Origin of the sequence: Pseudaquabacterium inlustre (assembly GCF_038066595.1) — a bacterium.
Classification (GTDB): domain Bacteria; phylum Pseudomonadota; class Gammaproteobacteria; order Burkholderiales; family Burkholderiaceae_C; genus Pseudaquabacterium; species Pseudaquabacterium inlustre.
On sequence record NZ_JBBUTH010000011.1, the window covers coordinates 176,723 to 189,407 of the forward strand.

The 12,685-nt window shown below is 73.0% G+C and carries 11 protein-coding genes; 3 read left to right on the forward strand and 8 right to left on the reverse strand.

Annotated elements, in window-relative coordinates; translation table 11 throughout:
• Positions 1-44: 44 nt before the first annotated feature.
• From AACH10_RS23550 to AACH10_RS23570, 5 genes are all read right to left on the reverse strand, one after another.
• The gene (locus AACH10_RS23550) at positions 45-644 is read right to left on the reverse strand and encodes a DVUA0089 family protein (RefSeq protein WP_341412992.1); all 600 of its coding nucleotides are present in this window, start codon (positions 642-644) and stop codon (positions 45-47) included.
• 56 nt (positions 645-700) lie between these two features.
• Positions 701-2,380, reverse strand: coding sequence for an alkaline phosphatase D family protein (locus AACH10_RS23555; protein WP_341412993.1), 1,680 nt, complete (start codon positions 2,378-2,380; stop codon positions 701-703).
• Positions 2,381-2,513: 133 nt separating this feature from the next.
• Complete coding sequence (locus tag AACH10_RS23560; RefSeq protein ID WP_341412994.1) at positions 2,514-3,140, reverse strand: hypothetical protein; 627 nt, start codon at positions 3,138-3,140, stop codon at positions 2,514-2,516.
• Positions 3,133-4,101 (reverse strand): AEC family transporter, encoded by a 969-nt coding sequence (locus tag AACH10_RS23565; protein ID WP_341412995.1) that lies wholly within the window; start codon positions 4,099-4,101, stop codon positions 3,133-3,135. Before AACH10_RS23565 ends, AACH10_RS23560 begins: the two co-directional genes overlap by 8 nt.
• Positions 4,102-4,185: 84 nt before the next feature.
• Positions 4,186-5,718, reverse strand: coding sequence for an alkaline phosphatase D family protein (locus AACH10_RS23570; RefSeq protein ID WP_341412996.1), 1,533 nt, complete (start codon positions 5,716-5,718; stop codon positions 4,186-4,188).
• A gap of 81 nt (positions 5,719-5,799) precedes the next feature.
• Here AACH10_RS23570 and AACH10_RS23575 point away from each other — a divergent pair, with 81 nt between their 5' ends.
• Positions 5,800-7,866: an ATP-dependent helicase gene (locus AACH10_RS23575; RefSeq protein WP_341412997.1), complete on the forward strand. Its 2,067-nt coding sequence runs from the start codon at positions 5,800-5,802 to the stop codon at positions 7,864-7,866.
• A 111-nt stretch (positions 7,867-7,977) separates the two neighbouring features.
• Positions 7,978-8,658 (forward strand): lysoplasmalogenase, encoded by a 681-nt coding sequence (locus AACH10_RS23580; RefSeq protein ID WP_341412998.1) that lies wholly within the window; start codon positions 7,978-7,980, stop codon positions 8,656-8,658.
• A gap of 12 nt (positions 8,659-8,670) precedes the next feature.
• On the opposite strand, the gene AACH10_RS23585 is transcribed toward AACH10_RS23580, so the two are convergent.
• On the reverse strand, positions 8,671-9,744 hold the full coding sequence (locus tag AACH10_RS23585; protein ID WP_341412999.1) for a questin oxidase family protein: 1,074 nt from the start codon (positions 9,742-9,744) through the stop codon (positions 8,671-8,673).
• 46 nt (positions 9,745-9,790) lie between these two features.
• On the opposite strand from AACH10_RS23585, the gene soxR reads away from it, so the two are divergent.
• Positions 9,791-10,282, forward strand: a complete 492-nt coding sequence (gene soxR / locus AACH10_RS23590; RefSeq protein ID WP_341413000.1) for a redox-sensitive transcriptional activator SoxR — start codon at positions 9,791-9,793, stop codon at positions 10,280-10,282.
• Positions 10,283-10,288: 6 nt separating this feature from the next.
• Here soxR and AACH10_RS23595 read toward each other — a convergent pair whose 3' ends face one another.
• Entirely contained in the window at positions 10,289-11,125 is an 837-nt protein-coding gene (locus AACH10_RS23595; protein WP_341413001.1) for a LytR/AlgR family response regulator transcription factor, read from the reverse strand.
• Positions 11,122-12,636, reverse strand: a complete 1,515-nt coding sequence (locus AACH10_RS23600) for a sensor histidine kinase (protein ID WP_341413002.1) — start codon at positions 12,634-12,636, stop codon at positions 11,122-11,124. Before AACH10_RS23600 ends, AACH10_RS23595 begins: the two co-directional genes overlap by 4 nt.
• Positions 12,637-12,685 lie beyond the last annotated feature (49 nt).

Below are 12,685 nucleotides of genomic sequence, written 5' to 3' on the forward strand. Positions count from 1 at the left end.
ACCGACCGGCGCGGGCTGCGCGGCCGGGCGCCGGCCGTGCCTGCTCAGTGGCCGGGCCGTCGCCGCGCCAGCCACAGCACGGTCATCAGGCCGGCGGCCAGCAGGGCGTAGCTGGCGGGCTCGGGCACGGCCGCGGCCTGGCTCACGCCGGACAGGTGCAGCTGCCAGAAGCCGCCCTTCTGGTCGCCGGCGTTGATGTCGCTGCTGGGCTGGGTCCAGTCGGTCAGCGCGATCGGTGCCTCGGTGCCCAGGCTGAAGCCCTGCGCCAGGCTGGCGCCCACCGGGTCGTTGCCGGCGGCGCTGAGCACCAGGCGGTAGTGCCCATCGGCCAGATGGAGCGACAGACCGGCGTCGTAGTAGCCCTGGCCACTGGCGACGGTGTCGTCATCGTCGTTGGCGGCCACGCGCAAGCCATCGCGCCACAGCGAGAGCTGCGGGTCGACGTTCAGGCCGCCCAACCAGGAGTCGGTCCACAGCTGGACGCTGGCAGGAGCCGCGAGCGCGAAGTCGATCTGCACCAGGTCGTTGTGGAAGCGGATGTGGCCCGAGAAGGCGTAGTCCGCGGCGTGCGCGGTGGGGGCGGCCAGGCAGGCGCCGGCCAGGATGCCGGTGGCGAGGACGCGGTGCAGGTGCGTGGAGATCATGGTGTGCGGATGGATGGGCGTGGTGGCGGCCAGTCGGCCGGTGCAGCGGCAGTCGTTCAGGGGGCCAGGGCCGGTGGGTTGGCCTTGGGCGGGGTCTGGGCCGAGGGCTGCAGCCGGTTCATGCCATGGGCCACCTCGAAGGCGGTGGCGAATTCCTGCACGTTGCTGCGGCTGGCCACGGTGTCGACGAACCACCATTCGCACACCACGCGGGCCGGCGTGACGTCCAGCAGCATGTAGCCGCGGCGGTGCAGGTTGATGTACTTGAAGTGCGGGTTGATGGCGCGCAGCGTGCCGGCGATCTGGCCGCTGGTGTCGCTGTCCACGCCCGGCGAGCTGACCGAGGTGCCGACGAACTCCACCGCGCTGGCGCCCTGGCCGCTGACGGGGTCGTAGCCACCGCTGGCCAGGTCGCGGTTGTGCGGGTCCTGCGACAGGTCGGCCGCCCACGCGCTGTGGATGTCGCCGGTGAGCATGACCACGTTGTTCACCGCCGGCAGGCCGTTGCCGCCCTTGATCATCGCGTACACGCGGTCGCGCGCGGGCTGGTAGCCGTCCCACTGGTCGCTGTTCAGGAACACGCCGCCGCCCTGGGCGTTCGGCGCGCCCTGCACCTTCAGCTGCGCGAACATCACGCCCTGGCCGATCAGCTTCCAGCGGGCGCTGCTGCCGCGCAGGCGGCTGGCCAGCCAGGCTTCCTGCTCGGCGCCCAGCAGCGTGCGGCCGGGATCGGCGAAGTCGCCGCTCTGCACGAAGCCCTTGCCGAAGGGCGTGGCGATGGTTGCGGCCAGCTGCTTGGAGCGCGCGCCCAGGCGCTCTTCCAGCATGCTCAGTTCGACCAGGTTGCCCAGCGCGAAGCCGCGCCAGTCCTTGCGCAGGTTGGTGGTGTCGGGCACGCGCACCGGCATCCACTCGAAGTAGGCCTGCAGGCCGGCCGCCACGCGTGCGGCCCAGTCGCCCTCGGTCGCCGGGTTGTGGTTCTCGGCGCCGTTCTTCCAGCCGTCGTTGGCGATCTCGTGGTCGTCCCAGATCGCCACCATCGGATGCTGGCGGTGCATGGCCTGCGCATCGATGTCGCGCTTGTACTGCGCATGGCGCTGGCGGTAGTCGGCCAGCGTCAGCATCTCGGTGGCCGGCTCGGGCGTGCGCACGCTGCCGTACTGGCCGGCGCCGTATTCGTACAGGTAGTCGCCCAGGTGCAGCACCAGGTCGAGGTCGGCGCGCTCGGCGATGCGGGCATAGGCATTGAAGTAGCCGTAGGCATGGTTGCTGCAGCTCACCACCGCGATGCGCAGGCGGTCGACCTCGCCCACCGGCAGCGTGCGGGTGCGACCGACCGGGCTGTCGACGCCTTCGGCGCTGAAGCGGTAGTAGCAGGTGCTGCCAGGCGGCAGGCCGATGGCATCCACCTTCACGGTGTAGTCGCGCGCCGGATTGGTCTTGGTCGTGCCGCGCAGCAGCACGCGGGAGAAGGCCGGATCGGCTGCCACCACCCAGTTCACCACCACGGCCGGGCGCAGCACCGGCGGCGTGACGCGGGTCCACAGGATGACGCGGTCACTCAGCGGATCGCCGCTGGCCACGCCGTGCTGGAACACGCCGGTTCCGGCCGCGCCGGCCAGCGGCGACAGCGGCAGCGTGGCGGCAGCGGCCACCGTGGCGGCGCCGGAGCGCTTGAAGAACTCGCGCCGGCTGGGGCCGGGGAGGAGGGGTTGGACGAGGTGGGGACGGCCCATGGTGGCGTGCTCTCGGGTTGGCATGGCCGCGGCGAGGCGGCCGCCACGGCGAGGCGCCCAGTGTGCGAGCCCGATTTGTCAGCGCGCCGAAGCCCTGGGTGCGGGCCATGGGCCGAACGGACTGCGCGACGGGTCAGCCGGCTGTGTCGAGCGCCTGCCAGAGCAGCGGCAGCGGCTGCTCGTGCACCCACAGCAGGCGCAGTGCCGGCGTGCCGCCTGCCGCTGGCAGCGGTGGTGGCGGCATGGTGTTGGCGGGGGCATCGCCGGGGGCGGTGGCCAGCAGCAGCGTGGGCCGGCGCGGCTGCCACTGGGGCAGGCGGGCCAGCGCGGTGGCGGGGTCGATCAGCCAGCCGGCGTCCCAGCAGTCGCTGCGGCGTGGGGCGCGGCCCAGGGCCAGCGCCAGGTCGTCCAGCTTCACGCCCAGGCGCAGGGCCAGCCGGGCGGCCGTGCCGTGGCAGGCCTGCAGGCGCAGGCTGCCGTCCAGGTGCAGGGCCAGGGCCTCGGCCAGCGCCCGTGCGCCCTGGCCTTGCAGCCGCGCGCTGCGCAGGCCGGGGGCCGGGGCATGGCACCAGTCCAGCAGCGCGGGGCCGGGGGCGTGGCGCGTGGCGTCTGGCAGCGCGGCGCCGTCGCCGCGGCCGCCGTGGGGGGCGCTGCCAGGCAGGGCTGGCGGGCGCATCAGCGTGCCGTCGTAGCGCGCCAGCAGGCCCGCCAGCCGGGTGGCCAGCCCGGCCGCCCGCGGTGGCGTTGCGGCCTCAGCCATGTGGCTGCACGCCGAACAGCCAGGCCAGGCCGGTGAAGCTGCCGAAGGCCAGCGCGGTGCTGGCCAGGATGATGCGGGCGATGCGGCCGGTGTCGGCACCGAAGCGCTCGGCCAGCAGCGCCACGTTGCTGGCGCTGGGCAAGGCGGCGGCCAGCGTCAGCGCGGTGGTCTGGTAGGTCGTCAGTGGCGCGCCCAGCTGCACCGCCAGCGTGCAGGCGCCCCACACCAGCAGCGGGTGCAGCAGCAGCTTGATCAGCGCCACCGGCAGGTAGCGCGCCACCGGCGTGCGGGTGTGTGCGTGCTGGCCGGCGCGCCACAGCACCGCGCCGATGGTGAACAGCGCCACCGGTGTGGCCGAATCGGCCAGCATGCCGACGATGCGCGCCACCGGTGCCGGCAGCGCCAGGCCCACGGCCGAGGCCGCGCCGCCCAGCAGGATGGCCCAGCCCAGCGGGTTGGACAGCGTGCCGCGCAAGGCCCGCAGTGCGGCGGTGCGCGCGCCATGCTCGCCGGCGCCCTGCAGCTGCGACAGCGCGATGCACAGCGAGCTGGTGAACACCATGTCCACCAGCACCGTGGCGATCACCGGCCCGGCGGCGGGTGCGCCCATCAGCGCCGCCAGCAGCGGCACGCCCATGAAGCCCGAATTCGGAAAGGCGGCCACCAGCGCGCCGAAGGATGCATCGCGCAGGCCCACCTGCGCATCGCGCGTGGCCGCCACCGTGATGCCCACCACCACCACCGCCACCGGCAGCCACACGGCCATCACGAAGGGGTTGAACAACTGCCCCACCGGCAGCCCGGCGCCGAAGCGGAACAGCAGGCAGGGCAGCGCGAAGTACAGCACGTAGGCGTTCAGCCCCGGCACCGCCGATTCGGGCAGCAGCCGCACGCGCGCGGCCAGCCACCCGGCCAGCACCAGGGCGAAGAACGGCAGCGTGACGGCAAGAATGGCCTGCATGGGGCCGGCAGTATCCCAGCCCGCCCGGCGACCACGGCAACGCGAAGGCGCCGGTCCGGCATGCGGGGATGCAGGTCCGCCAGTTCAGGCGCGCTGCACGCCCGGCTGCCGCGCATCCACCGCGAAGCGCGCCTGCACGTCCACCGGGCTCAGCGCGTCGGCGCTGTCGCGCACGGCCATCAGCTCGGCCTGCAGGTGGCGGCTGTCCAGCGTCAGCGCGGTGTAGCCGCGCTGGTCGCTGCGGCCATGGCGGATGTGCGGGTTGGCGGCCAGCAGGCGGTTGGTCCACAGCTGCGGCTGGCCGTTGCTGCTGATCGAGGTGCAGGTGAACTCGCTGGCCACGGTGGGCGCGCGCTCGTCGCGGAAGTCGGTCTTCAAGTCGGCGGCGTAGTGGCAGTGCACGTCGCCGCCCAGCACCACCGGGCCGGGCACGCGGCGCTGCACCAGGCTGTCGAGCAGGCGCTGGCGCGCGGCGGGGTAGCCGTCCCAGCCGTCGGTCCAGGCCTTGCCGGGGCTGTCGGGCGCGACCGGTGCGCTGGAGGCGCGGGCCATCAGCGTGCTCTGCACCAGCAGGTTCCAGGGGCGGGCGTGGTCCCAGCCTTCGTGCAGCCAACGCTCCTGGGCGGTGCCCAGGAAGCTGCGCGCAGGATCGGCCAGCGCCGCGCAGTCGGCCACGTTGACGGTGCCCGCGCCGGTGGTGGCGGTGATCGGCAGGCAGGCCTGCACGTCGCGGTGCTGGCGGCTGTCCACCAGGTGCAGCATGGCCAGCGGGCCCCAGGCGGCGCGCTCGAACAGCGGCAACGCGCCGTTCACCGGGCGCTGGGCCTGGCGCAGCGGCTGGTGCTCCCAGTAGGCCTGGTAGGCGGCAGCGCGCTGCGCCGCGAAGGCGGCATCGCCCACCTGCACGGCGTGCAGGCCGGCGTAGTCGTTGACCACCTCGTGGTCGTCCCAGATCAGCCACCAGGGCAGGGCCGCGTGGGCGGCCTGCAGCGCGGGATCGCTCTTGTGCAGGGCGTAGCGCTCGCGGTATTGGGCCAGCGTGCGGGCCTGCGGCAGATCGTGCGGGCGCACGCTGCTGGGCGCGGCGGCGTACTCGTAGATGTAGTCGCCGACGAAGAGCACCAGGTCCAGCTCGCGCTGCGCCACATGCGCCCAGGCGGCGTAGCGGCCATGCTCCCAGCGCTGGCAGCTGGCCAGCGCGGCGCGCAGCCGGGTGCCGGCCAGCGGGGCATCGTCGGCCGGCGCGGTGCGGGTGCGGCCCACCGGGCTGCGCTGGCCCAGCGCGGTGAAGCGGTAGAAGTACCAGCGGTCGGGTTCCAGGCCGGCCGGCTCGGCGTGCACGCTGTGCGCCCAGGCGGCCTCGGCGGTCTCGGTGCCGCGCGCGGCGATCTGCGTGAAGGCCTCGTCGCGGGCGATCTCCCACTGCACCGGCACCTGCGGCGGCAGGTCGATGCCCATCAGCCGGGTCCACAGCACCAGGCGGGTGGCGCGCGGCTGGCCCGAGGCCACGCCGAGGGTGAAGCGCGGCACATCGGCAGCCAGCGCGTGGCGCACGAACAGCGGGGCGGCCAGGCCGGCGGACAGAACGGTGCGGCGGCGCAGGGCGGCAGGGCTCATCGGTGACGTTGCAAGGCGTGGAATGGTGCGCCGCTATCATCCGCGGCCGCCGTGACAGGCCTCCGATCATCCCAGCAACCGATGGCCTCTTCTCCCCCTTCGCTCAATCCCGCGCAGCTGCAGGCGGTGCACCACCTCTCGGGCCCCTGCCTGGTGCTGGCCGGCGCCGGCTCGGGCAAGACGCGGGTGATCACGCACAAGATCGCGCGCCTGCTGCAGGCCGGGCTGGAGCCCAAGCAGATCGCCGCCATCACCTTCACCAACAAGGCGGCGCAGGAAATGCGCGAGCGCGCCAAGGAACTGGTGGGCGCCAAGGCCGCGCGCGACCTGGTGGTGAGCACCTTCCACAGCCTGGGCGTGCGCCTGCTGCGCGAGGACGGCGAGCGTCTGGGCCTGAAGCAGCAGTTCTCGATCCTGGACAGCGACGACGTGCTGGGCGTGCTGCGCGACGCCGGCGCCACCACCGACGCCAAGCTGGCGCGCAGCTGGCAGTGGCAGATCAGCCTGTGGAAGAACATGGGCCTGGACGCCGGCAGCGCCTACGCCCAGGCCAAGACCGCCGACGAGCAGCAGTGCGCGCAGCTGATGCGCCACTACGAGGAGCGCCTGCAGGCCTACCAGGCGGTGGACTTCGACGATCTGATCGGCCTGCCGCTGAAGCTGCTGCAAAACGATGCCGAGGCCCGCGCCAAGTGGCAGGCCACCTTCCGCCATGTGCTGGTGGACGAGTACCAGGACACCAACGCCGTGCAGTACGAACTGCTCAAGGCCCTGGTGAGCACCGACAACCCGCGCACCCGCGGCCAGTTCACCGCGGTGGGCGACGACGACCAGAGCATCTACGGCTGGCGCGGCGCCACGATCGAGAACCTCAAGCGCCTGCCGCAGGACTGGCCCGAGCTGACGGTGATCCCGCTGGAGCAGAACTACCGCTCCACCGGCTCGATCCTGCGTGCGGCCAACAACGTCATCGCCGCCAACCCCAAGATCTTCGAGAAGAAGCTGTGGAGCGAGTTCGGTGACGGCGAGCCGGTGCGCCTGGCCGAGTGCGACGGCGAGGAGCACGAGGCCGAGCGCGCGGTGGCCTTCATCCAGGCCCAGCGCGCGCGCGGCGGCCAGGTGAACTGGAGCGACTTCGCCATCCTCTACCGCGCCAACCACCAGGCCCGCGTGTTCGAGCAGAAGCTGCGCAGCGCGCAGATCCCGTACAAGGTGTCGGGCGGCCAGAGCTTCTTCGACCGCGCCGAGATCAAGGACCTGTGCGCCTGGCTGCGCCTGCTGGTGAACCAGGACGACGACCCCGCCTTCCTGCGCGCCATCACCACGCCCAAGCGCGGCATCGGCCACGCCACCCTGGGCAAGCTGGGCGAGTTCTCGGGCAAGTGGAAGATCAGCCTGTTCGAGAGCCTGTTCAAGGAGAGCCTGGGCGCCCAGCTGAGCCAGAAGGCGCTGGACGGCCTGCACGAGTTCGGGCGCTACATCAACGACATGGAGCACCGCGCCGCACGCACCCGTGGCGCCGAAGACGCCAAGGCGATGCTGCTGGAGTGGCTGAAGGACATTGGCTACGAGCAGCACCTCTACGACAACGAGGAGAGCGAGAAGGCCGCCGCGTCACGCTGGAGCAACGTGATGGACTTCGTCGACTGGGTGGCCAAGCGCTGCGGCGGCGAGCTGGCCGAGGACGGCAGCACCCAGATCCGCGAGCAGCAGACGGTGCTCGACGTCGCCCAGACCATCAGCGTGATCATCAGCCTGGCCGAGCGCGGCGACGAGCAGGACCAGGTGGTGCTGTCCACGCTGCACGCCAGCAAGGGCCTGGAGTGGCCGCATGTGGTGCTGGCCGGCATCAACGAGGGCCTGCTGCCCTTCAAGGCCGATGCCGAGGAGATGACGCCGCAGCGCCTGGAAGAAGAGCGCCGCCTGATGTACGTGGGCATCACCCGCGCGCGCAGCACGCTGCTGGTGAGCACGCTGCGCCGGCGCAAGAAGGGCCGCGAGACCGTGGCCGGCATCCCCAGCCGCTTCATCGCCGAGATGAAGCTGCACGAAAGCAGCACCAAGGAAGACCCGCGCGAGCGCCTGAAGCGCCTGCGCGCCGAGCTGTCGGCCAAGGTGGCGGCGGCGCCCGATCCCGGCAAGGCCTGACGCGGCACCGGGCCGCCCCCGATGGCGCGCCCGCCCACCCGCCGCGACACTGCGCGGCGACCGGGCGGTGCTGTCTGCCGCCTGGCACTGGTCGTTGGTGATGGGTTCGTCATGCCCTTGCTGTTTCCTGCCTTCCTGGTCAGCGCGGCGCTGGCCATCGCCAGCGCCAGCGGTGCGCTGGCGGTGCCCTGGCTGCTGTGGGTGGCCAAGCCCCTGACCACGGTGCTGGTCATCGCCCATGCCGCGCAGCGCGGCCTGCAGGACGGGCGCAGCAGCCTGGCCATGCGCCGTGCGGTGCTGGCCGGGCTGGTGCTCTCGCTGCTGGGCGACGTGGCCCTGCTGTGGCCGCGCGAGGGCTTCGTGCCCGGCCTGGTGGCCTTTCTGCTGGCACACCTGGCCTATCTGGTGGCGTTCACGCGCGGCGGCGTGGCGCTGGCGGTGCGGCGCGGGCCGTTCATCGTCTATGCGCTGGTGGCCGGTGCGGTGCTGTGGCGCCTGTGGCCCGGCGTGCCCGAGGCGCTGCGCCCGCCGGTGATCGCCTATGTGCTGTGCCTGGCGGCCATGGCCGCGCAGGCCGCCGCGCGCTGGCTGGTGCTGGCCGAGGGCAGCACGGTGCAGGAGCGCCTGGCCCGGCGGGCCGCGCTGGGCGGCGCGCTGTTCCTGCTGTCGGATGCGCTGCTGGCCACCAACAAGTTCGCCGGCCCGGTGCCGCTGTCGGCGCTGTGGGTGCTGGCCAGCTACTGGGCCGCGCAGTGGTTGATCGCCAGCGCGCTGCCGCCGCGGCGCGGCTGAGCCGGGCCGTCCTCAGCCGCTGGCCTGAACGGCCTGAGCGGCCAGCACCGCCCGGGTGGCCGCCTGGGCCCACACCGGCGCGATGCCGCCATCGGGCGCCGGCCAGCGCCGGCCCAGCTGCCCGCAGGCATGCACCAGCTTGGCGGTGTGGTCGTCGCTGGCGGCGATGGCTGCGGTGTGCAGCGCCGGCCAGTCCAGCGGCGCCGGCGGTGGCGGGTGATCGGCGGGGCTGAAGCGCGTGAGCCGGGCCGCATGCAGCGCGGCGCCGAGCGCCAGCGCGAAGTCGCGCATCGCCTGGGTGCGCAGCGCGGGCTCGGGCAGCCAGGGCATCAGCACGGCCAGTGCGCGGCAGGCGGTCACGGCATGCAGCACGGTGAAGTTGCCGGTGGCGGCATACAGCGCCGCCGCGTGGCCGGCCAGCGCGCGCAGCGTGGCCGGGTCCACGATCAACGCGCTGGCCGCGGCATCGAAGCCCGGCGTGGCGGCCACGGCCTGCAGGCGCAGCGTGATGCGCGGCTGCGGCAGCGGCCCGGCGGGCGGCACGGCCTGCACGGCCGCCAGCCAGTCGGGCAGGGCCAGGGTCATGGCCGGCCAGACGGCCTGCGGATCGCGCAGCGGCAGCCACGCGGCGGCCCAGTAGGCCAGGCCGGCGGCCAGCTCGCCGTCGTGCCCGGCCTCCAGCGCATGGGCCGTGCGGATCAGGCCGTGGAAGGCGCCGGCACCCACGCCGGGCATCAAGCGCGGCAGCGCCTGGGCCAGCGTGGCCTCGCGGCCCTGCTGCGCCAGCGCGGCGGCAAAGTGCGCGGCCAGCGGCTCGAAAGCGTCCATCTGGCCGCACAGCGCGGGCCAGCCGGGCAGCAGCGCGGGCGTCAGCCGCGTGCCACGGGGCTCAAGCCGCACGGCATAGCCGGCGGCGTAGTCCGCCAGCCGCGCTGGTGCGGCGCCCAGCTGCTGCAGCGCGTGCAGCACCATCGGCAGGTGGTTGGACAGCCCCGAGTCGTATTCGGGCGCATGGGCGGCCAGGCCCTGGTCGAGCAGGGCGTGCAGGGTGTCGCGGTGGACATCGGTGCGGGCATGGGTGTTCATGCCGCTAAGATAGAAGTTAAAGTGAACTTGAAGTCAAGGGGGCGTGATGGCCAAGAGCACCGAACCCGTGTGGATCCGCATCGGCGAGCTGGCGCGCCGCGCCGGCGTGGCCGCCAGCGCGCTGCGCTTCTACGAAGACCAGGGCCTGATCGCCGGCAGCCGCAGTGCCGGTGGCCACCGCCAGTACCCGCGCCATGTGCTGCGGCGCGTGGGCTTCATCCGCGCGGCGCAGACGGTGGGCCTGGGGCTGGACGAGATCCGCGCCGCGCTGGCCAGCCTGCCCGAGGGCCGCACGCCCACCCAGGCCGACTGGCAGCGCCTGGCGCGTGGCTGGGCGCCGCTGATCGATGCGCGCATCGCCGCGCTGCAGCGCCTGCGCGGCCAGCTCGATGCCTGCATCGGCTGCGGCTGCCTGAGCCTGAAGGCCTGCGCGCTGTACAACCCGCAGGATGCCGCGGCGCGGCGCGGCAGCGGGCCGCGCTACCTGATGGGCGACCGCGCGTCGGAGGTGCTGGCCGACGTCCAGCAGGACGCCTGAGCGAGCTCACATCCCCTTGAACAGGTGCGTGTAGCTGCGGCTGACTTCCAGCTTTTCGCCATGGCCCTTGATGGCCACGATCTGGCGGCCGCGGAAGTCGCGGCTGATGCCGGCGATGGCTTTCACGTTGACCAGGGTGCTGCGGTGGATCTGCCAGAACACGGCCGGGTCCAGCTCGTCCACCAGTTCCTTGATCGGCTTGCGGATCAGCGCCTCGACCGTGGGCGTCTGCACCCGGGTGTACTTCTCGTCGCTGATGAAGAACAGCACCTCGGCCACCGGGATCATCTGGATGCTCTGGCCCACGGTGGCCTGGATCCACTCCAGGTAGCGCGGCGTGGCGTTGGGGTTCAGCCGCGCCGACAGCGCATGCAGCAGCTGCTGCACCGGCGGCTGGGCATCGGCCTCGGGCGTGCCGCGGCGGGCCAGCCGCGCGCGGATGCGCGCCACCGTGAGCTGCAGCCGCTCGCGCTCGGCCGGCTTGAGCACGTAGTCGGCCACGCCCTGCTCGAAGGCCTGCACCGCGTACTCGTCGTAGGCGGTGATGAACACGATCTCGGGCAGGTGCTCGTCGTCGCCGATGTCCAGTTGGGCGATCTGGCGCGCCGCGTCCACGCCGGTCAGGCCGGGCATGCGGATGTCCAGGAACACCAGGTCGGGCCGGTGCTGCTGCACCAGGTCCACGGCCTCCAGGCCGTTCTTGGCCTCGGCCACGATCTGCAGCTCGGGCCACACCTCGGCCAGGCGGGCGCGCAGCTGCTCGCGCATCAGGCGCTCGTCGTCGGCGATCACCGCGCGGGGGGCGGCGGTGGCATCCAGCGGGGCGGGGGTGGTGGCGGTCATGCGCCGGCTCCTTCGACGGGTTTGTAGGGCACGCTGATGGTCACGCGCGTGCCGCCGCCGGGATTCTCGGCGATGGTCAGCGCGGCCTTGGGGCCATAGAGCAGCTGCAGCCGCTCACGGATGTTGGCCAGGCCCACGCCGGTGCCGGCGGTGGCGGCGCGGCCGAAGCCCAGGCCGGTGTCGGCCACGGTCACGGCCAGCTTGCCGTGCAGGATCTCGGCCTTCACGCCCAGGTGCCCGCCCTCGGGCTTGGGCTCCAGGCCGTGCTTGATGGCGTTCTCCACCAGGGTCTGCACCATCATCGCCGGGAACTCGGCCGACAGCAGGCCGTCGGGCACGTCAAGGGTGGTGGACAGGCGCTCTTCCATGCGCACCTTCAGGATCTCGAGGTAGGGGCGGATGACGGCCAGCTCGCGGCCCAGGTCGCGCGGCGGGCTGCCGTCTGCGCCGCCCACGCCGGCGGTCTCGCGCATGGTCGGCATGCTGGCGCGTAGCAGCGCGATCAGGTTCTTCTGCATCTGGCTGGCGCGCTGCGGGTCCACCTCGATCAGGTGGTCGATGCTGGCCAGCGTGTTGAAGAGGAAGTGCGGCTCGATCTGCGCCTGCATGGCCGCCATGCGCGCCTCCACCACCTGGCGCTTGAGCGATTCGGCCTCGGCCGTCTCCACCGCCTGCGCGGCCGTGGCCTCGGCGCGGATCTGCTGCTTGTAGGTGATCTTCAGGATCACCGAGGCCACGATCCACAGCATCGCCAGGCTGGGCAGGAACTCGCCCAGGCTGACCTCGTGCACCTCGTGCTTGGGTAGGGCGCGGCGCGCTTCCTCGATGGCGCGGGCGGCGTCGCGCGCGGCTTCGGCGGCGGCCTTCTGGCCGGAGATGCGCGCGGCCTCGGCCTCGGCGCGGGCGGCCTCGGCTTCCTCGCGCGCCTCGCGCACCGCGTCCTCGATGCTCTGGCGGGCCTCTTCCACGGCCTGGCGCACCGCGTCACCGGTGGCGCCGGGCGGGATGCGGATGTCGACCAGCGGCACCTGGCTGGCCCCGACGCGGGCGGCTTCGGCGGCCGTGGCCGACGCCGATGCGGACGCCGGCGCCGCGGCGCGGGTCTTGGGCACGATGCGCACGCCGTGGTCGTCGATGGTGATCTCCACGCCGTCGGTCTTGCTGCCCTTGGGCGGCTTCTCGATGTGGATGCCGGGCCGCACCTTGGGCGTCGAGGCCGCTGGCGTTGCCGGCGGCGCCGGCGGCACGGGGGCCTCGGGCACGCTGATCTTCGGCACCTCGGGCAGCTTGGGCAGTTCGGGCGCCAGCGTGACGATGCGGGTCCAGTGCCAGCTGAAGGGCGGGATGTTCTGCAGCAGGCCCGAGACGATCATCAGCAGCACCGACAGCACGATGAAGCGCCGCCAGGTGATGCCCACCAGCCAGCTGCCGTAGGCGTGGTAGCCGCGCACACAGGCGGCAGAGAAGCGCTGCCAGCGGGCGGGCCAGGGATTGGCCGGTGCGGGTGTCATGGTGGGTGGCTTGGCGATTCTGGGGATGGACGCGACTGTACGCAGGGCC

Bases quoted from the DNA above. Each gene is read 5' to 3' on its own strand.
- AACH10_RS23550 (WP_341412992.1), bottom strand. From the start codon at position 644: ATGATCTCCACGCACCTGCACCGCGTCCTCGCCACCGGCATCCTGGCC.
- AACH10_RS23555 (WP_341412993.1), bottom strand. From the start codon at position 2,380: ATGGGCCGTCCCCACCTCGTCCAACCCCTCCTCCCCGGCCCCAGCCGG.
- AACH10_RS23560 (WP_341412994.1), bottom strand. From the start codon at position 3,140: ATGGCTGAGGCCGCAACGCCACCGCGGGCGGCCGGGCTGGCCACCCGG.
- AACH10_RS23565 (WP_341412995.1), bottom strand. From the start codon at position 4,101: ATGCAGGCCATTCTTGCCGTCACGCTGCCGTTCTTCGCCCTGGTGCTG.
- AACH10_RS23570 (WP_341412996.1), bottom strand. From the start codon at position 5,718: ATGAGCCCTGCCGCCCTGCGCCGCCGCACCGTTCTGTCCGCCGGCCTG.
- AACH10_RS23575 (WP_341412997.1), top strand. From the start codon at position 5,800: ATGGCCTCTTCTCCCCCTTCGCTCAATCCCGCGCAGCTGCAGGCGGTG.
- AACH10_RS23580 (WP_341412998.1), top strand. From the start codon at position 7,978: ATGCCCTTGCTGTTTCCTGCCTTCCTGGTCAGCGCGGCGCTGGCCATC.
- AACH10_RS23585 (WP_341412999.1), bottom strand. From the start codon at position 9,744: ATGAACACCCATGCCCGCACCGATGTCCACCGCGACACCCTGCACGCC.
- soxR (WP_341413000.1), top strand. From the start codon at position 9,791: ATGGCCAAGAGCACCGAACCCGTGTGGATCCGCATCGGCGAGCTGGCG.
- AACH10_RS23595 (WP_341413001.1), bottom strand. From the start codon at position 11,125: ATGACCGCCACCACCCCCGCCCCGCTGGATGCCACCGCCGCCCCCCGC.
- AACH10_RS23600 (WP_341413002.1), bottom strand. From the start codon at position 12,636: ATGACACCCGCACCGGCCAATCCCTGGCCCGCCCGCTGGCAGCGCTTC.